The organism is Paraburkholderia aspalathi (assembly GCF_900116445.1).
GTDB lineage: Bacteria > Pseudomonadota > Gammaproteobacteria > Burkholderiales > Burkholderiaceae > Paraburkholderia > Paraburkholderia aspalathi.
In genome coordinates, this window is record NZ_FPBH01000017.1 from 158,831 (window position 1) to 178,779 (window position 19,949).

Sequence of the window (19,949 nt, forward strand, 5' to 3'; positions counted from 1 at the left end):
CACTAGAACGGTCTGTTGTCTCCGGAGTCCCGCATGGACGCTGCCGCACACGATGCGTCGCCGGTGCTGATCGTTGGGGCGGGTCCGACCGGACTCGCCGCGGCAATGAGTCTGGCGCGTGCCCACATCCCCGTGCGTCTGATCGACAAAGCGCTGCAACCGAACCCGTATTCACGGGCCATCGGCATTCAGGCGCGCACGCTCGAACTGTTTGAACAGCACCGCCTGATCGAGCCGTTTCTCGACCTCGGTCATCGCGCGCGCATCGCCAATCTTTTTTCCAATGGCATGCGTCTCGCGCGCCTCGATTTCGATCCGCTGCGCACGCGCTATCCCTATCTGCTGTTTCTCGATCAATCCGTGACCGAACGTTTGCTGACGGAGCATCTCGCGACGCTCGGCGTGACAGTCGAACGCGGCGTTGAGCTGATGATGTTCGTGCAGGGTTCCGCCAGCATTCAGGTGACGCTGCGCCGCGCGGACGGCCATACCGAGACTCTGCGCCCGTCGTACGTGATCGCGGCTGACGGCGCGCATAGCACGATCCGCCATCGGCTCGGTTTGAGCTTTGCGGGCAGCACCTTCGAGCAGACGTTCCTGCTGGCCGATGTGCATGCCGAAACCGATTGGCCCGAGGACGAATTCCATATCTTTGCGTCGGGCGAGGGTCTCGTCGCGCTGTTTCCGATGGGTCATGGCCGTCATCGTCTGATTGCGGACCATCCGGTCGAACCGACCCCGGTCCCGCCGCCGGCCACGCCCGCGGTGCTCGGCGAGCCGCCGCTCAACCACGTCTCGCCGCCGTCGCTCGAAGAATGCAAGGCGCTGATCACCCGGCGCGTGCGGGAACGCGTCGACGTGTCGGACCTGGCATGGTCGTCGTATTTTCATCTGAACAGCAGAATGGTGGATCGGCTGCGTGTAGGCCGCATCTTCCTTGCCGGCGATGCGGCTCACGTACACAGCCCGGCCGGCGCGCAAGGAATGAACACGGGCATTCAGGAAGCGTTCAATCTCGGCTGGAAGATCGCGCGCGTTCTGAAAGGCGCGGCGCCTGACCGTCTGCTCGACACGTACCACAATGAACGGCATCCGATCGAACGCGACGTGCTGCGGCAAACGGGCTTCATCACGCATATGGCCGAGGCCGATCATGGACCGCTGAAGCTGCTGCGTGAGCGCGTGATGCCGGTGCTGGCCGCGCTCGGTCCGCTGCGCGATGCGGCGCGTATGACGATCAGCGAGTTGTCGGTCCAGTATCGGCGCAGCCCGCTAACGCTTGAACGCCTGCTCGACGGCGGCCCGCGTGCCGGCGAGCGCGCACCGGATGCGTTGGTGCACGTAGTGGATGGGCCGCTTGGCCGTGCGCCGGGCGTCGGTTGCATTTTCGATCTGCACGATCCGGCGTTCTTCTCGTTGTTCCTGCTGGTCCCGCCGCTCGCAGTGGACGACACACCGCTTGATCCGGCCGCGAAGCACGCACCGCCGCCGGACCCGGAACTGGAGCGGCTGGCTGTGGAAGTCGAGCGATTGTTGCCGGGCGCGGTGCGGATCTGGCGCGTGACCGATACGAGCGGCGAGGGCGGTCCGGCGCTGTCCGAATCGTATGGACGCACACGGCCGTCGTTCTATCTGGTGCGGCCGGACGGCTACATCAGCGCGCGCGGCCGCACGGGGTCCGACCTGCACGGCTTGCTGCGCCACTGCGAAGCGTGGTTCGCAGTGGGCGGCGTGATACCGGAGCAGGCGGCGCTGTGAGGATGCGCTGACAGCCCTTCGCTTAAACCGCAGCCGCCGCAGCGGGCGTCAAGCTGTCACGATGCTTGACGAGTGCTTCCCTGACGATGCCCGACATCTCGACGCCGCTCGCATCCGGCTCATCGAGTTCCGCCAGCAAAGCGCGCCGCATGCGCGGCTCCCAGAAGCGGCGGATATGATCGGCGATGCCGGCGAGCGCTTCCTCACGATCCGGCATCGAATCGAAAAAGTCGCCGATCCGGTTCGCCATGTCGATCAGATTCTGATTGTCCATGGCTTGCCTCACTTACCCGACGTTGCGTTGGCCAACTCGCGCTGCTTCAGCAGATCGAGCTGCTCCGTGTTGAAGCGCGAATAGTCCTGCTGCCATTGCGACGGCTGTTCGACCGGCATCACCTGCACCGCCGTCACCTTGTACTCGGGACAGTTGGTGGCCCAGTCCGAGCTATCGGTGGTGATCACGTTCGCGCCCGATTCGGGGAAGTGGAACGTCGTGTAGACGACACCCGGCTGCATCCGCTCGGTCACCTTCGCGCGCAACACGGTTTGTCCCGCGCGCGATTCGATGCCGACCCAATCGTCATTCCTGATACCGCGTTCTTCCGCGTCGTGTGGATGGATCTCGAGACGGTCTTCGTCATGCCAGCGCGAATTCTCGGTGCGGCGCGTCTGTGCGCCGACGTTGTACTGCGACAGGATGCGGCCCGTGGTGAGCAGCAGCGGGAACTTGCGCGTGACCTTTTCCGGCGTGGCGATGAACTTCGTGATCACGAACTTGCCCTTGCCGCGCACGAAGGTGTCGATGTGCATGGTCGGCGTACCGTCGGGCGCGTTCTCGTTGCATGGCCACTGGATGCTGCCGAGTTCGTCGAGCTTCTTGTACGACACACCATGGAAGGTCGGCGTGAGACGTGCGATTTCGTCCATGATCTGCGACGGATGCGCGTAGTCCATTTCATAACCGAGTGCGCGCGCGAGCATCACCGTGACTTCCCAGTCGGCGTAACCCGGCACCGGCGGCATCACCTTGCGCACGCGCGAAATGCGACGTTCCGCGTTGGTGAAGGTACCGTCCTTTTCGAGGAACGACGAGCCCGGCAGCAGCACGTGCGCGTACTTCGCGGTCTCGTTGAGGAAAATGTCCTGCACGACGATGCATTCCATCGAAGACAGCGCGGCCGACACGTGATGCGTGTTCGGATCGGATTGCACGATGTCTTCGCCCTGGCAGTACAGGCCCTTAAAGGTGCCGTGCACGGCGGCGTCGAACATATTCGGAATGCGCAGGCCCGGTTCGGGCTGCAGCGTGACGTTCCATGCTTCCTCGAACAAGGCGCGCGTGATCGAATCGCTGATGTGGCGATAGCCCGGCAGTTCGTGCGGGAACGAGCCCATGTCGCACGAACCCTGCACGTTGTTCTGGCCACGCAGCGGGTTCACGCCGACACCTTCGCGGCCGATGTTGCCGGTGGCCATCGCCAGATTCGCGATACCCATCACCATCGTCGAACCTTGCGCGTGTTCGGTGACGCCGAGGCCGTAATAGATCGCGGCGTTGCCGCCGGTGGCATAGATGCGCGCGGCTTCGCGGATGGACGCGGCGGGCACGCCGGTGAGTTCCTCCGTCGCTTCCGGGGCATTCTCGGGCAGGGCGACGAACGCACGCCATTGCTCGAACGCGCGCGTTTCGCAGCGCTCGGCAATGAACGTTTCGTTCAGCAAGCCTTCGGTCACGATCACATGCGCGAGCGCATTGACCACCGCGACGTTGGTGCCCGGACGCAATTGCAAATGATGCGACGCTTTGACGTGCGGCGTATCGACGATATCGATGCGGCGCGGATCGACCACGATCAATTTCGCGCCTTCACGGATGCGGCGCTTCATGCGCGAGCCGAACACCGGGTGGCCGTCGGTCGGATTCGCGCCGATCACCATGATGACGTCCGCCTTGTCGACCGAGGCGAAGGTTTGCGTGCCGGCCGATTCGCCGAGCGTGGTCTTCAGACCGTAGCCGGTCGGCGAATGGCACACACGTGCGCAGGTGTCGACGTTGTTGTTGCCGAACGCGGCGCGCACGAGCTTCTGTACGAGATACGTTTCTTCATTTGTGCAGCGCGACGACGTGATGCCGCCGATCGAATCGCGGCCGTGCTTCGCCTGAATGCGGCGGAATTCCGACGCCGCGTACGTGAGCGCTTCTTCCCAGCTGACTTCACGCCACGGATCCGTGATCTTCGCGCGGATCATCGGCTTGGTGATGCGGTCCTTGTGCGTCGCGTAGCCCCAGGCGAAGCGGCCCTTCACGCACGCGTGGCCTTCGTTGGCCTGACCGTTCTTGTGCGGCACCATCCGCACGACCTGGTTGCCCTTCATCTCCGCCTTGAACGAGCAGCCCACACCACAATACGCGCACGTGGTGACGACCGAATGCTCGGCCTGGCCGAGCATGATGACGGTCTTTTCCTGCAAGGTCGCGGTCGGGCACGCGGCGACGCACGCGCCGCACGATACGCACTCCGATTCCATGAACGGCTTGTTTTCGCTCGCGGCGACGCGTGATTCGAAACCGCGCCCGGCGATGGTCAGCGCGAACGTGCCTTGCGTTTCTTCACACGCGCGCACGCAGCGATTGCAGACGATGCACTTCGATGGATCGTACGTGAAGTACGGATTCGATACGTCCTTCTTGTCCTTCAGATGGTTCGCGCCGTCAAAGCCGTAGCGTACTTCGCGCAAGCCGGTGACACCCGCCATGTCCTGCAATTCGCAGTCGCCGTTGGCGGGACAGGTCAGGCAGTCGAGCGGGTGATCGGAGATGTACAACTCCATCACGTTACGGCGGAGCGATTGCAGACGATCGGTTTGCGTGCGGACCTTCATGCCGGCTTCGACAGGCGTCGTGCACGAAGCGGGGTAGCCGCGCTTGCCTTCGATCTCGACGAGGCACAAACGGCACGAGCCGAACGGTTCGAGCGAATCGGTTGCGCAGAGCTTGGGCACGTTGACACCGGCTTCGACGGCGGCGCGCATCACGGAAGTGCCGGCCGGAACCGTCACTGCCTGGCCGTCGATTTCCAGCGTGACGTCGACGTCGGCATGACGCGCGGGCGTGCCGTAGTCGGTGTCGTCAAAGAACGAACGGGGCGCACGTTGCGCTTGTGCTTGCGATTTGCACGCGCAATTACCGGAGCCGCAGCCGCCACTCAAAGGGACTTCCTTCGGGGTACCGGCAGGGGAGTTGAGCACATCGGACATGTGAGGCTCCTGGGTCAGGCCGCAGCCGCTTTGGGCGCGAGGTCGTGTACGTTGTCGAGACCGAAGTCTTCGGGGAAATGGTCGAGCGCGGACAACACCGGGAACGGCGTCATGCCGCCCATCGCGCAGAGCGAACCGGATACCATCGTGTCGCACAGATCGCGCAACAACTGCACTTGCCGCGTGGACGTATCGCCATTGCGGATCCGTCCGATCACTTCGACGCCGCGCGTCGAGCCGATCCGGCACGGCGTGCATTTGCCGCACGATTCCAGCGCACAGAAGTGCATCGCGTACTGCGCGAGTTCGGCGAGATTCGACGTGTCGTCATGCACGACGATGCCGCCGTGGCCGACCACCGCGCCGACGGCCGCGTACGCTTCGTAGTCCATGGGGATGTCCCACTGGCTTTCCGGCAGATACGTGCCGAGCGGGCCGCCAACCTGCACGGCGCGCGCCGGGCGTCCGCTTGCCGTGCCACCGCCGTAGTCGTAGAGCAATTCGCGCAGCGTGACGCCGAACGCCAGCTCGACCAGACCGCCTTGCTTCACATTGCCGGCGAGCTGGAACGGCAGCGTGCCACGCGAACGGCCCATGCCGAAATCTTTATAGAAAGTAGCGCCACGCGCGAAGATGATCGGCACCGTCGCGAGTGTGATGACGTTGTTGATCACCGTCGGCTGGCCGTAAAGTCCGACTAGCGCCGGCACCGGCGGCTTCGCGCGCACAATGCCGCGTTTGCCTTCGAGCGATTCGAGCAGCGCGGTTTCCTCGCCGCAGACATAGGCGCCTGCGCCCTTCGCGACGAACAGTTCGAAGCGATGCGCCGCCGAGCCGAGCACGCTATCGCCGAGCCAACCGGCGGCGCGTGCTTTCGCGATCGCGGCTTCGAGCGTCGCGATCGAGTGCGGATATTCGCTGCGCACGTAGATGTAGCCGACTGTCGCGCCGGTCACGACGCCCGCGATGATCATCCCTTCGATCAGCACGTACGGATCGCTTTCCATCACGAGGCGGTCGGAGAAGGTGCCGGAGTCGCCTTCGTCCGCATTGCAGACGATGTATTTCTGCGCCGCTTTGGCGCCGCGCACCGTGCGCCATTTGATGCCGGCAGGGAAGGCTGCACCGCCGCGGCCGCGCAGGCCGGATTCGATCAGCGCTTCGCAGGCGGCGTCGCCGTCGGTTTGCAGGGCTTGCTTGAGACCTTCGAGACCGCCGTGGGCGACGTAATCGTCGACGGACAGCGGATCCGTGATGCCGATCCGCGCGAAGGTCAGGCGCTGCTGCTTCTTCAGATACGGGATGTCATCGACCACACCGACACGGCGGGAATGCTCGCCACCTTCGATGAAGCCGGCGTCGAACAGCGCGGCAACGTCGCTCTCTTCGATGTTCGCATAGCCGATGCGGCCTTCAGCTGTCGCCACTTCGACGAGCGGTTCGAGCCACAGCAAACCGCGGGAACCGTTGCGAACCAGTTCGATTGCAATGCCGCGGCGTGCGGCTTCGGATTCGATCGCTTGAGCCAGTGCATCGGCGCCGAGCGCAAGCGCCGACGAATCGCAGGGAACGTAAATGCGCGTCATGCCGTTACCTCCACACATTTGCTGGCGGCGGCAAAGAGCGCGTCGAATTTTTGCGGTGTCACTTTCGCGTGCAGGGTGCCGTTGACCATCATCGCCGGCGACAGCGCGCATTGTCCGAGGCAGTAGACCGATTCCAGTTCGACCGTCTCACCATGCCGATGCTCCGCGTCAAAACGGCAGCCGGTATGCGCTTCGATATGCTGCGCGAGCGCCTCGGTGCCCATGCTGCGGCATGCTTCGGCGCGGCACAGTTGCACCGTGACGGGCGCCGCGGGCTGCGTGCGGAAGTGGTGGTAGTAGGTGATGACGCCATGCACTTCCGCGCGCGACAGGTTCATGGCACGCGCGAGAGGCGCAACCGTGTCGGGCGGCACGTAGCCGAGTTCGTCCTGAATGGCGTGCAGTACCGCTAGCAGCGACCTGCCCGGTTGCGCGTGACGCTGCACCAACTGCTCCGGCGCGACGGCGATGGAATCGTCCAAGTGGGGGCTCCTCCAAAGTCATATATGCACTTGTTATTCATAATGCGTGCACTTATGCTTCGTATATTCGATATGGGATAGCCGAACAATAGGCGGGTGATTCGCCTCATGCAATAGGAAAGAGTTGAACATATATGATCAGGATCGAGTGCCAGGCGCAGCTGGTTGTGAAGGGCCCGGATGGCCGTGAGGCAAGCCTGTCGGACGTCGTGCCGTTGCTCGCGCTGGTGGACGAGTCTGGCAGCATCGCGCAGGCGGCGACGCTTAAGGGTTTGTCCTACCGTCACGCGTGGGGTTTGTTGCGCAGCATCGAGGAGCGTTTGGGTGGTCCGCTGATCGCGAAGGAGCGTGGACGCGGCTCGGTGCTGTCCGAGCTCGGGCAGGCCGTGTTGCGCGCGCAGCGTCTGTGCGGCGAGCGGCTCGACGGCAACATGCAGGCGCTCGCGAGCGAAGTCGCCAGCGAATTGAACCGCTGGCTCGCGCCGGCCGCCGACGACGTGCGGATCTACGCGTCGCACGGTTACGCCGTGGCGGCGCTGGTGACGGCATTGGTCGCGAACGACCTCCCGGTCGATATCAAATACCGCGACAGCGCGGACGCGGTGAGCGCGCTCGCCCGGGGCGAATGTGATCTGGCCGGTTTTCACTTGCCGCTAGGCGAGTTTCGCGCGGCCTGCGCGGATACCTATCGACGTTGGCTCGATCCGCAGCGCCACGTGCTTGTGCATCTCACGAAGCGCAAGCAGGGCCTCTTTCTCGGCAAGGGAAATCCAAAGGGCATCGGCGGCCTGAGCGATCTCGCGCGCGACGACATTCGCTTCGTCAATCGTCAGCCTGGTTCCGGCACGCGCATGCTGCTCGATCTCGCGCTACGAAAAGTCGGAGTCGATCCGGATCGGGTCAACGGCTATGCATCGGCGGAACTCACGCACTCGGCGATCGCGGCGTTCGTGGCAAGCGGCATGGCGGATGTGGGTTTCGGCGTCGAGCCGGCAGCGCATCACTTCGGGCTCGACTTCATTCCGATCGTCGACGAAGACTATTACTTCGCCTGCGACCGCGCCCGGCTGGAGCGCGCGCCGCTCGCAACGGTGATCAACTTGCTGCGCGGCGCGGCATTTCGGCATAGCGTTGAACAGCTCGAAGGTTACGATCCACGCGACTGCGGCAAGCTGCTCGATCTCGATGCGGGGCTAGGCCCTGGTGCGGCGTAAGCGACTGTAAACAAATTGGTGCCGTCGCCGCTGCGAGGGGCGTTTGTTTGGGATAATCTCTATCCTTCCGCTTACGCCTTAACCGCGCGCTACGCCGCGCTGAACCGATATGAAAGTTCTTCTTCACGCATGTGCTGCGGCAGCGACGGCCGGGGTGCTTCTCGCCACCGCTTCGGTTGCTTTCGCACAGAATTCGCCGGGTGTGCCGGGCGGTATCCTGCAAGATCAGTTCCGTCTTGCCGAACATCCGCAGATGCCGTTTGCGGCGTCCGCGCCCTCGGACAAATACCAGTCCAACAAAAAATCAGCCATGCGCAAGCGCGGCGACAATGGCGATCCGAACGGGTGTAATTTGCAGTGTCCTAAAGACGAATAAGCGAATCAGCGCTTTCGTGTTCCGTTTTGTATTCGTTCGAGACGCCGGCTTGCAGCCGGCGTTTTTCGTTTAAGTTTTTTTATAAAGTCTCTCGGTTCTGGCCCATCGTTCAGCGGCTGTCGGTTATGGCTTCGCCGTGTGCCACATGTCCTTGAAGCCGTCCCCCTTCATGTCGCCCGCTTGCTTGTCGGCCGCGTAGCGATACAGCGGATGTCCTTTATAAGCCCATTGCTGTTTGCCGTCGGCCGAAGGAATCACGGTCCAGTCGCCTGAGGGCTTGTCCGACGTGCTCGCCATGGCTGCCGGCCAGTTAGTCATGCAGCCGCCGGTGCAGGCGCTCATGCCGGGCTTGGTGTCTTTGTCGAAGGTATAGAGCGTCATGCCGTCCGCGGTGACGAAGCGGCCGTCGACGATCTTCGGGGCCTCGGCAAAAGCAGTCTGTTGCAGTGCGAGGAGAGTCAGCGTGGTGAGGCATAAGAGAGTCTTGCGCATGATGTCGGCTCCTGGTTTTGATGTTGGTCTCGCGCGGAACGCAGTGTGCGGTCGTGCGTGCGGAATAAACGATTGGACGGATGCGTTTATTCCCTTGGCCTCACGCGGCTTTTTTCGACACCCGCCATACGCGCCAGCAAAAAGGCCCGCTCGATGAGCGGGCCTTCTGTTTTATGCGCAGGCAACAAAAAACCCGCAAGCAGCAGGCCGCTTACGGGTTTTGAGTCTTGATGATGCAGCTTGAAACGATGTTCTGGTGGAGGCGGCGGGAATCGAACCCGCGTCCAGAAGCACTCTACGACTAGTTCTACATACTTAGTTCTGTCATTTGATTTAACCACCACGACGCGGACGAACACGCTGCGTGACGGCGATTCACTAGATTTTCGACCTTGGCGTCGTGACGCCACCAAGACTTAACTGACGTATATGACCTCTGTCGGTATTGCTACCGGTCTTGCGACTCTAGCCCGTCAGTGAACTAGGCAGAGGACGGCGGCCCTTAGGCTGCCAGTGCGAACGTTTCGTCGTTTGCAGTTACGTTTTTCCCATTGATTAACGAGGTGACGGGTCCTCGGTATGCCCTAGCCGCTTCGCAACCCCTGTCGAAACCAGGTCGCCCCCGCGGTTCGTTGCCCAAAACATCTGGGCCAGACGGAGATTTTACAATAGTTTGACGGCCACGTCCTGGGTGATTGGCTTGATGGCTGGCCGTGTGCTGGTGCGCTGTCAATGCGAAGCCGCAAGCCGCCGCCATGCATTGCGTGTGGCGTGCCTGTGGTGTTCGCTATTTGCGTTCAGCGGTTCAGCCGATGTCGCGCAACAGCTTCTGCAACTCCGCGGGCGAGTGCACGACATGCTGCGCGTGCCATTGCGTCGGCGGAATGTCGTTGCCGCAGTAACCATAGGCGGCCGCGATGGTCTTCATGCCGGCCGCGAAACCCGCCTGCACGTCGCGCAGGTCGTCGCCAACGTAGACGATGCGCTCGGGCACGACATCCAGCTCACGCGCGGCGTGCAACAGCGGCGCGGGGTGCGGCTTCGAATGCGGGGTCGTGTCGCCGCTCACCACGCAGCCGGCGCGCTCTTCGAGGCCGAGTTGCGCGATCAGCGGCTCAGTGAGCCTTGCCACCTTGTTCGTCACGATGCCCCAGCGCACGCCCCGCGCATCGAGATCGTCGAGCAATTCGGGAATGCCGGGAAACAGCGTGGTCTCGATGCATAAGTCCGCTTCATAGTTGGCGAGAAACTCCTCACGCATCGACGCGAACTCGTGATCGTCAGGGCCGATGCCGAACGCCCCCCCGATCAGACCGCGCGCGCCCGCCGACGCGAGCGGCCGCAGGTCTTCGAGCGGCACCATCTCGAGGCTGCGATCGTGGCGCATCTTGTTGACTGCGGCCGCGAGATCGGGCGCGGTGTCGGCCAGCGTGCCGTCGAGGTCGAACAGGACAGCCTGGCAAAGACCGAGCGCGTCGTCGTTGTCTTCGCGTTGGGGCAGGGGCGTGGGATCGCTCATTGATTGGATTGAGTCCGGGCAGGTCGAGGCGGATCAGACGTCGCGGCGGCAGGCGAGCATGTAGTTCACGCTCGTGTCGGCGGACAGCGTGAAGTGCTTGCTGAGCGGGTTATAAACGATACCTTTGATGTCGACCGTACGCAGGTCGGCAGCGCGCACAAAGCCGGCCAATTCCGAGGGGCGGATGAAGCGCGCGTAGTCGTGCGTACCCTTGGGCAGCATCCGCGCGATATATTCGGCGCCGATCACCGCAAACAGATACGACTTCACATTGCGGTTCAGCGTGGAGAAAAACACCCAGCCGCCGGGTTTCACGAGCGTTTTGCATGCTTCGACAATGGCGGCCGGTTGGGGCACGTGTTCGAGCATTTCCATGCAGGTGACGACGTCGTAAGTGCCCGGTTCGCGGGCGGCGAGTGCTTCGGCGGCGATTTCTTCGTAACTGACGGTTACACCACTTTCAAGGCTGTGAAGATCCGCCACGCCGAGCGCTTGGGTCGACAGATCGATTCCCTTCACATGCGCCCCCAATCCCGCCATCGACTCCGACAGAATGCCGCCGCCGCAGCCGATATCCAACACGGTTTTGCCGGCGAGATGTGCGTGCGCGTCGATCCAGCTTAGACGAATCGGGTTGAGTTCATGCAGCGGTTTGAATTCGGCATTCGGGTCCCACCAACGATGCGCGAGGTCGCTAAATTTCTGCAGTTCGTGGGGATCGGCGTTGGTCATAGCGGAAGCTGCCTCGATGAGAGCGTTGAGCGGGCGCTCGAGGATAAACCCTGAGTATATAGGCCGGGCGACGGGGCGGCAAAATGCCGCGCTGTGGCTGGTGCGTCCTGTTCCAGCGGGTCGGGCGCGCTCGGAGGAGAAGGCGAGCGGCGCCCGCAGCTGCGGCATAAAAAAAGCCCCGCCGAAGCGGGGCTTTGATACTGCGGTAATTTGTAGCTTACTGCTTCGAAGTACCGACAACTTCGACTTCCACGCGACGATCCGGTGCGAGGCAAGCGACGAGTTGCTTGTGGTTCTTCTGGTTGCAACCGGTCGTGACCGGGTTGCGCTTGCCCTTGCCTTCCGTATAGATACGGTTGGATTCGATGCCCTTGCTCACGAGGTACGACTTCACAGCTTGAGCACGGCGCAGCGACAGGCGGTCGTTGTACTTGTCCGAACCGATACGGTCCGTGTAACCCGTTGCAACGATGACTTCCAGGTTCAGCGAGCCGACCTTCGATGCCAGATCGTCCAGCTTTTCCTTGCCAGCCGGCTTCAGGATGGCCTTGTCGAAGTCGAACAGAGCGTCAGCTTGATACGTAATCTTTTGGCTCGTAATAGCCGGTGCAGGTGCGACCGGAGCCGGCGGGGTCGGAGCCTGGGCAACCAGGGCGCCATCGCACTTAGCGTTGGCCGTTGCCGGCGTCCAGAATGCATCGCGCCAGCAAAGCTCGTTCGTGCCGTTCATCCACACGTATTCGCCGGTACCATTCACCCAGTTGTCGTTCGTAGCTTGTCGCGACGCCGGCACCGATTGCGCCATGGCGGATGCAGCCATAACTGCGGTAGCTGCAATGAACGCGAGCTTTGAAAGTTTATTCATATTTCTCCTCTCGAAATTGAGATTACCGCAGGTTTACTGCGAGCCTGTTGACGAAGACAAGTCATACATTGCTCGAAGTATAACATCGGTGTAGAACAAAAAACGTGCTGTGTAGACTTCGAGCAGTGTCTAACTCTTTGTGCGTTGGCATTTTGCCATATCGTTCCCTTCCAACGATAAAAAAATCTGCCCCCGATCAAATCACCCTCCAATTGTGGTGCATGCGCAACAGAAGCAATCCGCTGTAGGCACCGCCAGTCATGGCTGAGCGGCGAATTGCCCCACGCACAAATCGAGCCTGCCCCGACTTCATCTTGGGGCGTTCAGGCGCCGTTCCCGCTCGTCTGCTAATAGGTATACGTACCCCAGCCGGGGGCGGATGCGCGGCATGTTAGAATCGCGTGATGCGTTGCGCCTGCAATGCTTACGCGAAGGCGCGGCGAGGTGAGGTCAGCTTCACGCCGTCGCCTTGGCACGTAAAAGATACGGATAATGGATCAATTCGCCAAAGAGACTCTGCCAATCTCCCTAGAGGAGGAAATGCGCCGTTCGTATCTCGATTACGCGATGAGCGTGATCGTGGGGCGTGCGCTTCCCGATGTTCGCGATGGCCTGAAGCCGGTGCACCGGCGCGTGCTGTACGCGATGCACGAACTGAACAACGACTGGAACCGGGCGTACAAGAAGTCGGCGCGTATCGTCGGCGACGTCATCGGTAAATATCACCCGCACGGCGACACGGCTGTTTACGACACCATCGTCCGGATGGCGCAGAACTTCTCGCTGCGCTACATGCTGGTGGACGGTCAGGGCAACTTCGGTTCGGTCGACGGCGACAACGCCGCGGCAATGCGGTACACCGAAATCCGCATGGCAAAGATCGGCCACGAGCTGCTGGCCGATATCGACAAGGAAACCGTCGACTTCACGCCGAACTACGACGGCAGCGAAAACGAACCGGCCATCCTGCCGGCGCGTATTCCCAATCTGCTGATCAATGGCTCGTCCGGTATTGCGGTCGGCATGGCGACCAACATCCCGCCGCACAACCTCAACGAGGTTGTCGACGCATGTCAGCATCTGCTGAAAAACCCGGAAGCCACGATCGACGAACTGATCGAGATCATTCCGGCGCCTGACTTCCCGACCGCCGGCATCATCTACGGCGTGGCCGGCGTGCGCGATGGTTACCGCACCGGCCGCGGCCGTGTGGTCATGCGCGCGCTCACTCACTTCGAGGAAATCGACCGCGGTCAACGCATGTCGATCATCGTCGACGAGTTGCCGTACCAGGTGAACAAGCGCTCACTTCTGGAGCGCATCGCCGAACTGGTCAACGAGAAGAAGCTCGAAGGCATCTCCGATATCCGCGACGAATCCGACAAGAGCGGCATGCGCGTCGTGATCGAGCTGAAGCGCGGCGAAGTGCCGGAAGTGGTTCTCAACAATCTGTATAAGGCGACCCAGCTTCAGGACACCTTCGGCATGAACATGGTCGCGCTGGTCGACGGCCAGCCGAAGCTGCTGAACCTGAAGGAAATGCTGGCGTGCTTCCTGTCGCATCGCCGGGAAGTGCTGACGCGGCGCACTGTATACGAACTGCGCAAGGCCCGCGAACGCGGTCACGTGCTCGAAGGTCTGGCAGTCGCGCTCGCCAACATCGACGAATTCATCGCGATCATCAAGGCCGCGCCGACACCGCCGATCGCCAAGCAGGAATTGATGGCGCGTCCGTGGGATTCATCGCTGGTGCGCGAAATGTTGTCGCGCGCCGAGACGGAAAACGCGTCGGCCGGTGGTCGTGAGGCTTATCGCCCTGACGGTTTGAATCCGTCGTTCGGTATGCAGTCCGATGGCCTCTACCGCTTGTCCGACACCCAGGCTCAGGAAATCTTGCAGATGCGTCTGCAACGCCTGACGGGTCTGGAGCAGGACAAGATCATCGGCGAGTACCGCGAAGTGATGGCGCAAATCGCTGACCTGCTGGACATTCTGGCTCGCCCGGAACGCATTACGGCGATCATCGTCGAGGAACTGACGTCGATCAAAGCCGAATTCGGCGACGCGCGCCGCTCGAAGATCGAGCTGAACGCAACCGAACTGAACACCGAAGACCTGATCACGCCGCAAGAGATGGTCGTGACCATGTCGCACGCGGGCTATGTGAAATCGCAGCCGTTGTCCGAATACAGTGCGCAGAAGCGGGGCGGCCGCGGCAAACAGGCCACGGCGATGAAGGAAGACGACTGGATCGACACGCTGTTCATCGCGAACACGCACGATCACATTCTGTGCTTCTCGAATCGTGGTCGCGTGTACAGCGTGAAGGTCTACGAAGTGCCGCAAGGTTCACGGAACTCGCGCGGCCGTCCGATCGTCAATATCTTCCCGCTGCAGGACGGCGAGAAGATTACGGTTGTCTTGCCGGTCAAGGAATTTTCGGCTGACAAATTCGTCTTTATGGGCACCGCGTTAGGAACCGTAAAAAAGACGCCGTTAGAAGCCTTTGGCCGCGTGCTGCGCAAGGGTATTATTGCGGTCGGTCTGGATGACGGCGACTACCTGATCGGCGCCGCGATCACAGACGGTCAGCATGACGTGATGTTGTTCTCGGATTCCGGCAAGGCAGTTCGCTTCGACGAGAACGACGTGCGCCCGATGGGCCGCGAGGCGCGTGGCGTACGCGGCATGCAACTCGAAGACGGCCAGAGCGTGATTGCGTTGCTGGTGGCCGGCGACGAGCAGCAGTCGGTGTTGACCGCAACCGAAAACGGCTACGGCAAGCGCACGCCGATCATCGAGTACACGCGTCACGGGCGCGGCACGAAGGGAATGATCGCGATCCAGACGTCGGAGCGTAACGGCAAGGTCGTCGCCGCGACGCTGGTGGATCAGGAAGCGCAGATCATGCTGATCACCAATACGGGCGTGCTGATTCGTACGCGCGTATCGGAAATCCGCGAAATGGGGCGCGCAACCCAAGGTGTTACACTCATCAGCCTTGACGAAGGGACCAAGCTTTCAGGTCTGCAACAGGTTGCTGAGGCGGAAGCAGATATCGATGTGGAAGGCGACACCGAAGGTCCTGCCGAAGGCGACAACGGCGGTGAAGACGGTGGTGCGGCCTGATTCGCGTCGGCAGCTTTCAGTCTCAGTTATTGGTTGAAAGCTGCGCAGGGAACAATGGCGTGTCGGGCCGATACGCATCCCGCGCAGCTTGCAGTTCAAGTTAATTTCTCTTAGGGAGTAATGATGCAAAAACGATTCAAACAACTGATGTTGCTGGCTGCTCTCGTGCCGACCTTCGCTATGGCTCAAGCGCTTCAGAGCCCGGCCCCGGCGGCTCCGGCTGCTGCCGCTGCACCGGTTGATCCGGCCAAGCAGGCTGCAATCAAGGACTTGCTGGACGCAATCGACGCACAGAAGCTCGTCGGCGCGATCGGCAACAGCGCCCAGATGCAAGCCAAGCAGCTGGTTCCGGCTATCCTGTCGGACGCCCTGAGCGAAAACAAGACGATGACGGACAAGCAGAAGCAGGCTTCCGTCCCGACGCTGCAAAAGAACGCAGTGCCGAAGCTGGTTGACGGCGCAGGTCAAGTGTTCGCAACGGACAGCTTCCGCCAGGACGCCATGCAAGCTCAGTACGACGCTTACGCGAAGTACTACAGCACGTCGGAAATCAAGGATCTGACCGCGTTCTACAAGAGCCCGACTGGCCGCAAGTTCATCCAGGTGCAAGACCAGGTTGGCCGCGACGTCGTGAATGGCTTGATGCAAAAGTACATGCCGCAATCGATCAAGGCAACGCGCGACCAGGCTGACAAGGAAGTCGCTTCGGTCAAGCCGGCTAAGTAAGTTGGTTAAATGAGTTGGCTAAAAAAGCCGGCGAGTTGAACCAAAGGGTCGAAAGGCTGCGCTGACATCGCGCTAGCCGCCGCTCCGCAAGCCATATGGCGTGTCGGGTTTGGCGGGTTGGCGGTGACAATGCGATAATGGCCGTTTGCGCACACGCGCAGACGGCCATTTTCTTTTTGGGTGCGGAAATATTGCCAAACGCGCGTCGTCAAACTCGCGTTGTCGAGTTCGCGTTGCAAGCTTTGCAATGGCTGCCTTCGCGGCTGCCAACTTCGCCGATTTTTGCGCGATCTGTTCGTTTTTCGCGCCAGCTTCCAGGATCTCACGATGCGCGTCTTTAATTTCTCCGCCGGCCCCGCGGCCATGCCCGAAGAAGTGCTGCGTCAGGCAGCCGACGAGATGCTCGATTGGCACGGCAGTGGCATGAGCGTGATGGAAATGAGCCATCGCGGCAAAGAATTCATGTCGATCCACGAGGAGGCGCTCGTCGATCTGCGCGACTTGCTCGCGGTGCCAGCCAGCCACCGCATCCTGTTCCTGCAAGGCGGCGGTCTGGGCGAAAACGCAATCGTGCCGATGAATCTGATGGGCGCGAAACCGCGCGCGGATTTCGTCGTGACGGGTTCCTGGTCGCAAAAGTCGCTGAAAGAAGCACAAAAGTACGGCACCGTGCATCTGGCGGCGAGCGGTCAAACGGCCGAGGGCTTCACGCGCGCACCGGCGCGCTCGGAATGGCAGTTGTCGGACGATCCGGCATACGTACATCTGTGCACCAACGAAACGATTCACGGCGTCGAGACGTTCGAGATTCCCGACCTCGGCGATATTCCGCTGGTGGCGGACGCCTCGTCGCACATCCTGTCGCGCCCGATGGACATTGCCAAATACGGCGTGCTGTTTGGCGGTGCGCAGAAGAACATCGGCATGGCGGGTGTGACCGTCGTGATCGTCCGCGAAGATATGCTAGACCGCGCGCAGGCGATCTGCCCGTCGGCGTTCGAATGGAAAACCGTCGCCGAGAACAACTCGATGTACAACACGCCGCCCACGTATGCGATCTACATCGCGGGGCTGGTGTTCAAGTGGTTGAAGAAGCAGGGCGGCCTTACCGCGATGGAAGCGCGTAACCTCGAGAAATCGAAGCTGTTGTACGACACGATCGATTCGAGCAGCTTCTATCTGAACAAGGTCGAGCGTGGCTCGCGCTCGCGGATGAACGTACCGTTTTTCCTCGCCGACGAGTCGCGCAACGAAGATTTCCTGGCCGGCGCGAAAGCGCGGGGAATGGTGCAGCTAAAGGGCCACAAGTCCGTCGGCGGCATGCGGGCGTCGATTTATAACGCCGTCCCGCTCGAAGGCGTCAAAGCGCTTGTCGAATACATGAAGGAATTCGAACAGCGCAGCGCCTGATCGTCTTCGATATTCAGGCACGCGCATCCTTTCCAGCACGCATTTGTGCAGTAGCTACCGGCAGGGCCGTTTTCACGCATGGACGACGAACTCAATACCCGACTCAAACCCCTTCGCGAACGCATCGACGCGCTCGACGCGCAGCTGATCGCGCTTCTCAATCAGCGTGCCGCGGTGGCGCTCGAAGTGGGCGAGGTGAAGAAGCATTTCAACGCACCGGTGTTCCGCCCCGAGCGCGAGCAGCAGGTGATCGCGCGCTTGCAGGATATGAGCGCGGGCCCGCTGGCCAGCGAGCATATCAGCGCGATCTGGCGCGAAATCATGGCCGCGAGCCGGGCGCTCGAAAAGAGTATCAAGGCCGCGTATCTTGGCCCGGTTGGCACGTACAGCGAACAGGCGATGCACGAGTACTTCGGTCAGTCGATCGAAGGTCTGCCGTGCCCGTCGATCGACGAAGTATTTCGCTCGGTCGAAGCAGGCGCCGCCGAATTCGGCGTCGTGCCGGTCGAGAATTCGACCGAAGGCGCGGTGTCGCGCACGCTGGATCTGCTGTTGCAAACCCAGCTCACGATCGGCGGCGAACTTGCCTTGCCGATTCACCACAATCTCCTGACGCTGAACGGCGGCCTCACTGGCGTGACGCGAGTGTGCGCGCACGCGCAGGCGCTTGCCCAGTGCCAGCGCTGGCTTGCGACCAACGCGCCGCATCTCGAGCGTCAGGCGGTGTCGAGCAATGCCGAAGCCGCGCGCATGGCGGCGGAAGATCCGACGGTTGCGGCCATCGCAGGCGACCGCGCGGCGACTCATTACGGTCTGCAAGTCGCGTACGCCCTGATCCAGGACGATCCGCACAACCGCACGCGTTTCGTGATGATCGGCAAGGAGCGCACCGGCGTCAGCGGGCACGATCAGACGTCGTTGATCGTCTCCGTGGCGAACGAGCCGGGCGCCGTGTTCAAGTTGCTGGAGCCCTTGGCGCGCCACAGCGTGTCCATGACCCGTTTCGAGTCGCGTCCGGCGCGCGTCGGCACGTGGGAGTACTACTTCTATATCGACGTCGAAGGCCATCGCGACGAGCCGGCGGTTGCCGCCGCACTCACCGAACTCGGTCAGAAGGCCGCGTTCCTGAAGATACTCGGCTCGTATCCGCGCGCCCGTTGATGTCGGCCCAGGCGCGCGCACGCGGTCTGGGCGCGCCTGTCGCAGGTCCACTTACTACTAATTAGTCGTTCGGAGATTTTCATGACAACGTCCTTCGGTCCTTCCTATGTGCGCGCGATCGCGCCTTACATCGCCGGCAAGCCGATTTCGGAAGTGGCCCGCGAGTTTGGCCTCGACGAAGCGACCATCGTGAAGCTCGCGTCGAACGAAAATCCGCTGGGCATGCCGGAATCGGCGCAACGCGCCATGGCGCAAGCGGCCAGCGAACTCGGCCGCTATCCGGACGCGAATGCATTCGAACTGAAGGCAGCGCTGAGCGAGCGCTACGGGGTGCCGGCCGAGTGGGTCACGCTCGGCAACGGCAGCAACGACATTCTCGAAATTGCCGCGCATGCGTTCGTCGAGAAGGGTCAGTCGATCGTCTACGCGCAGTACTCGTTCGCGGTCTACGCGCTCGCCACGCAAGGCGTGGGCGCAAATGCGATCGTCGTACCGGCCGTCAAGTATGGCCACGACCTCGACGCGATGCTCGCCGCGATTACCGGCGACACCCGCCTGATCTTCGTCGCGAATCCGAACAACCCGACTGGCACGTTCATCGAAGGCGCCAAGCTCGAAGCGTTTCTCGACAAGGTGCCGCGCAACGTGGTCGTCGTGCTCGACGAGGCGTACACGGAATATCTGCCGGAAGAAAAGCGCTACGACTCGATCGCGTGGGTGCGCCGCTATCCGAATCTGCTGGTCTCGCGCACGTTCTCGAAGGCGTTTGGCCTGGCCGGCCTGCGTGTCGGCTTCGCCATCGCGCAGCCGGAGTTGACCGATCTGCTGAACCGTCTGCGTCAGCCGTTCAACGTGAACACGCTGGCGCAAGCCGCGGCGATCGCAGCGCTGAACGACAAGGCGTTTCTGGAAAAGAGCGCGGCCCTGAATGCGCAGGGCTATCGCCTTTTGACCGAAGCGTTCGACAAACTCGGCCTTGAGTATGTGCCGTCGGACGGCAACTTCGTGCTGGTGCGCGTCGGCAATGACGACGCAGCGGGCAACCGCGTCAACCTCGCGTTGCTCAAGCAGGGCGTGATCGTTCGTCCGGTCGGCAACTACGGTTTGCCGCAGTGGCTGCGCATCACGATCGGCCTGCCGGAAGAAAACGAAGCGTTCCTCGCGGCGCTCGAAAAGACGCTCGCCACCGCGTAAGCGGTTGACCTTGACCCGCGCGCCTCACTTTCTGAAGGCGCGCTTTT

The 19,949-nt window shown here is 61.8% G+C and carries 17 protein-coding genes and 1 other RNA gene; 8 read left to right on the plus strand and 10 right to left on the minus strand.

Features of this window, described 5'->3' with window-relative positions; all coding sequences use genetic code 11:
* Positions 1-33 precede the first annotated feature (33 nt).
* Entirely contained in the window at positions 34-1,758 is a 1,725-nt protein-coding gene (locus BM438_RS24600; RefSeq protein WP_093639186.1) for an FAD-dependent monooxygenase, read from the plus strand.
* A gap of 22 nt (positions 1,759-1,780) precedes the next feature.
* On the opposite strand, the gene BM438_RS24605 is transcribed toward BM438_RS24600, so the two are convergent.
* From BM438_RS24605 to BM438_RS24620, 4 genes are read right to left on the minus strand one after another with little or no spacing between them, the layout of a single operon-like run.
* Positions 1,781-2,032, minus strand: a complete 252-nt coding sequence (locus tag BM438_RS24605) for a formate dehydrogenase subunit delta (RefSeq protein ID WP_093639190.1) — start codon at positions 2,030-2,032, stop codon at positions 1,781-1,783.
* Between the two features lie 8 nt (positions 2,033-2,040).
* Complete coding sequence (fdhF, locus tag BM438_RS24610) at positions 2,041-5,016, minus strand: formate dehydrogenase subunit alpha (protein WP_093639193.1); 2,976 nt, start codon at positions 5,014-5,016, stop codon at positions 2,041-2,043.
* A gap of 14 nt (positions 5,017-5,030) precedes the next feature.
* Positions 5,031-6,602, minus strand: coding sequence for a formate dehydrogenase beta subunit (locus BM438_RS24615; RefSeq protein WP_093639196.1), 1,572 nt, complete (start codon positions 6,600-6,602; stop codon positions 5,031-5,033).
* Positions 6,599-7,084, minus strand: a complete 486-nt coding sequence (locus BM438_RS24620) for an NAD(P)H-dependent oxidoreductase subunit E (protein ID WP_093639199.1) — start codon at positions 7,082-7,084, stop codon at positions 6,599-6,601. The genes BM438_RS24615 and BM438_RS24620 overlap by 4 nt, the downstream gene beginning before the upstream one ends.
* 134 nt (positions 7,085-7,218) lie before the next feature.
* Here BM438_RS24620 and BM438_RS24625 point away from each other — a divergent pair, with 134 nt between their 5' ends.
* On the plus strand, positions 7,219-8,298 hold the full coding sequence (locus BM438_RS24625) for a substrate-binding domain-containing protein (RefSeq protein ID WP_093639202.1): 1,080 nt from the start codon (positions 7,219-7,221) through the stop codon (positions 8,296-8,298).
* 109 nt (positions 8,299-8,407) lie between these two features.
* Complete coding sequence (locus tag BM438_RS24630) at positions 8,408-8,674, plus strand: hypothetical protein (RefSeq protein ID WP_054037237.1); 267 nt, start codon at positions 8,408-8,410, stop codon at positions 8,672-8,674.
* A gap of 123 nt (positions 8,675-8,797) precedes the next feature.
* Here BM438_RS24630 and BM438_RS24635 read toward each other — a convergent pair whose 3' ends face one another.
* The 5 genes from BM438_RS24635 to ompA form a co-directional block, all read right to left on the minus strand.
* The gene (locus BM438_RS24635; protein WP_093639206.1) at positions 8,798-9,166 is read right to left on the minus strand and encodes a COG4315 family predicted lipoprotein; all 369 of its coding nucleotides are present in this window, start codon (positions 9,164-9,166) and stop codon (positions 8,798-8,800) included.
* Positions 9,167-9,420: 254 nt separating this feature from the next.
* Positions 9,421-9,790, minus strand: a transfer-messenger RNA (tmRNA) gene (gene ssrA / locus BM438_RS24640).
* Positions 9,791-9,971: 181 nt separating this feature from the next.
* A complete protein-coding gene (locus BM438_RS24645) occupies positions 9,972-10,685 on the minus strand; it encodes an HAD family hydrolase (protein WP_093639209.1) in 714 nt (237 codons plus the stop codon).
* A 33-nt stretch (positions 10,686-10,718) separates the two neighbouring features.
* Complete coding sequence (gene ubiG, locus BM438_RS24650; protein WP_093639212.1) at positions 10,719-11,417, minus strand: bifunctional 2-polyprenyl-6-hydroxyphenol methylase/3-demethylubiquinol 3-O-methyltransferase UbiG; 699 nt, start codon at positions 11,415-11,417, stop codon at positions 10,719-10,721.
* A gap of 217 nt (positions 11,418-11,634) precedes the next feature.
* A complete protein-coding gene (gene ompA, locus BM438_RS24655) occupies positions 11,635-12,282 on the minus strand; it encodes an outer membrane protein OmpA (RefSeq protein ID WP_054037229.1) in 648 nt (215 codons plus the stop codon).
* Between the two features lie 492 nt (positions 12,283-12,774).
* Here ompA and gyrA point away from each other — a divergent pair, with 492 nt between their 5' ends.
* On the plus strand, positions 12,775-15,411 hold the full coding sequence (gene gyrA, locus BM438_RS24660) for a DNA gyrase subunit A (RefSeq protein WP_093639215.1): 2,637 nt from the start codon (positions 12,775-12,777) through the stop codon (positions 15,409-15,411).
* A gap of 123 nt (positions 15,412-15,534) precedes the next feature.
* The gene (locus BM438_RS24665) at positions 15,535-16,137 is read left to right on the plus strand and encodes a DUF2059 domain-containing protein (protein WP_054037403.1); all 603 of its coding nucleotides are present in this window, start codon (positions 15,535-15,537) and stop codon (positions 16,135-16,137) included.
* 5 nt (positions 16,138-16,142) lie between these two features.
* Here the strand turns inward: BM438_RS24665 and BM438_RS24670 are convergent, their stop codons facing one another.
* The gene (locus BM438_RS24670; RefSeq protein ID WP_093639218.1) at positions 16,143-16,385 is read right to left on the minus strand and encodes a hypothetical protein; all 243 of its coding nucleotides are present in this window, start codon (positions 16,383-16,385) and stop codon (positions 16,143-16,145) included.
* A 79-nt stretch (positions 16,386-16,464) separates the two neighbouring features.
* Here BM438_RS24670 and serC point away from each other — a divergent pair, with 79 nt between their 5' ends.
* The 3 genes from serC to hisC all read left to right on the plus strand — a co-directional run bounded on the left by serC (position 16,465) and on the right by hisC (position 19,902).
* A complete protein-coding gene (gene serC, locus BM438_RS24675) occupies positions 16,465-17,547 on the plus strand; it encodes a 3-phosphoserine/phosphohydroxythreonine transaminase (protein WP_093639299.1) in 1,083 nt (360 codons plus the stop codon).
* 78 nt (positions 17,548-17,625) lie between these two features.
* The gene (gene pheA, locus BM438_RS24680) at positions 17,626-18,708 is read left to right on the plus strand and encodes a prephenate dehydratase (RefSeq protein WP_093639221.1); all 1,083 of its coding nucleotides are present in this window, start codon (positions 17,626-17,628) and stop codon (positions 18,706-18,708) included.
* A gap of 81 nt (positions 18,709-18,789) precedes the next feature.
* Complete coding sequence (gene hisC, locus BM438_RS24685; RefSeq protein WP_093639224.1) at positions 18,790-19,902, plus strand: histidinol-phosphate transaminase; 1,113 nt, start codon at positions 18,790-18,792, stop codon at positions 19,900-19,902.
* Positions 19,903-19,949: the final 47 nt, after the last annotated feature.

Coding starts and splice junctions, on each gene's coding strand:
- BM438_RS24600 (WP_093639186.1), top strand. CDS start 34: ATGGACGCTGCCGCACACGATGCGTCGCCGGTGCTGATCGTTGGGGCG.
- BM438_RS24605 (WP_093639190.1), bottom strand. CDS start 2,032: ATGGACAATCAGAATCTGATCGACATGGCGAACCGGATCGGCGACTTT.
- fdhF (WP_093639193.1), bottom strand. CDS start 5,016: ATGTCCGATGTGCTCAACTCCCCTGCCGGTACCCCGAAGGAAGTCCCT.
- BM438_RS24615 (WP_093639196.1), bottom strand. CDS start 6,602: ATGACGCGCATTTACGTTCCCTGCGATTCGTCGGCGCTTGCGCTCGGC.
- BM438_RS24625 (WP_093639202.1), top strand. CDS start 7,219: ATGATCAGGATCGAGTGCCAGGCGCAGCTGGTTGTGAAGGGCCCGGAT.
- BM438_RS24630 (WP_054037237.1), top strand. CDS start 8,408: ATGAAAGTTCTTCTTCACGCATGTGCTGCGGCAGCGACGGCCGGGGTG.
- BM438_RS24635 (WP_093639206.1), bottom strand. CDS start 9,166: ATGCGCAAGACTCTCTTATGCCTCACCACGCTGACTCTCCTCGCACTG.
- BM438_RS24645 (WP_093639209.1), bottom strand. CDS start 10,685: ATGAGCGATCCCACGCCCCTGCCCCAACGCGAAGACAACGACGACGCG.
- ubiG (WP_093639212.1), bottom strand. CDS start 11,417: ATGACCAACGCCGATCCCCACGAACTGCAGAAATTTAGCGACCTCGCG.
- ompA (WP_054037229.1), bottom strand. CDS start 12,282: ATGAATAAACTTTCAAAGCTCGCGTTCATTGCAGCTACCGCAGTTATG.
- gyrA (WP_093639215.1), top strand. CDS start 12,775: ATGGATCAATTCGCCAAAGAGACTCTGCCAATCTCCCTAGAGGAGGAA.
- BM438_RS24665 (WP_054037403.1), top strand. CDS start 15,535: ATGCAAAAACGATTCAAACAACTGATGTTGCTGGCTGCTCTCGTGCCG.
- serC (WP_093639299.1), top strand. CDS start 16,465: ATGCGCGTCTTTAATTTCTCCGCCGGCCCCGCGGCCATGCCCGAAGAA.
- pheA (WP_093639221.1), top strand. CDS start 17,626: ATGGACGACGAACTCAATACCCGACTCAAACCCCTTCGCGAACGCATC.
- hisC (WP_093639224.1), top strand. CDS start 18,790: ATGACAACGTCCTTCGGTCCTTCCTATGTGCGCGCGATCGCGCCTTAC.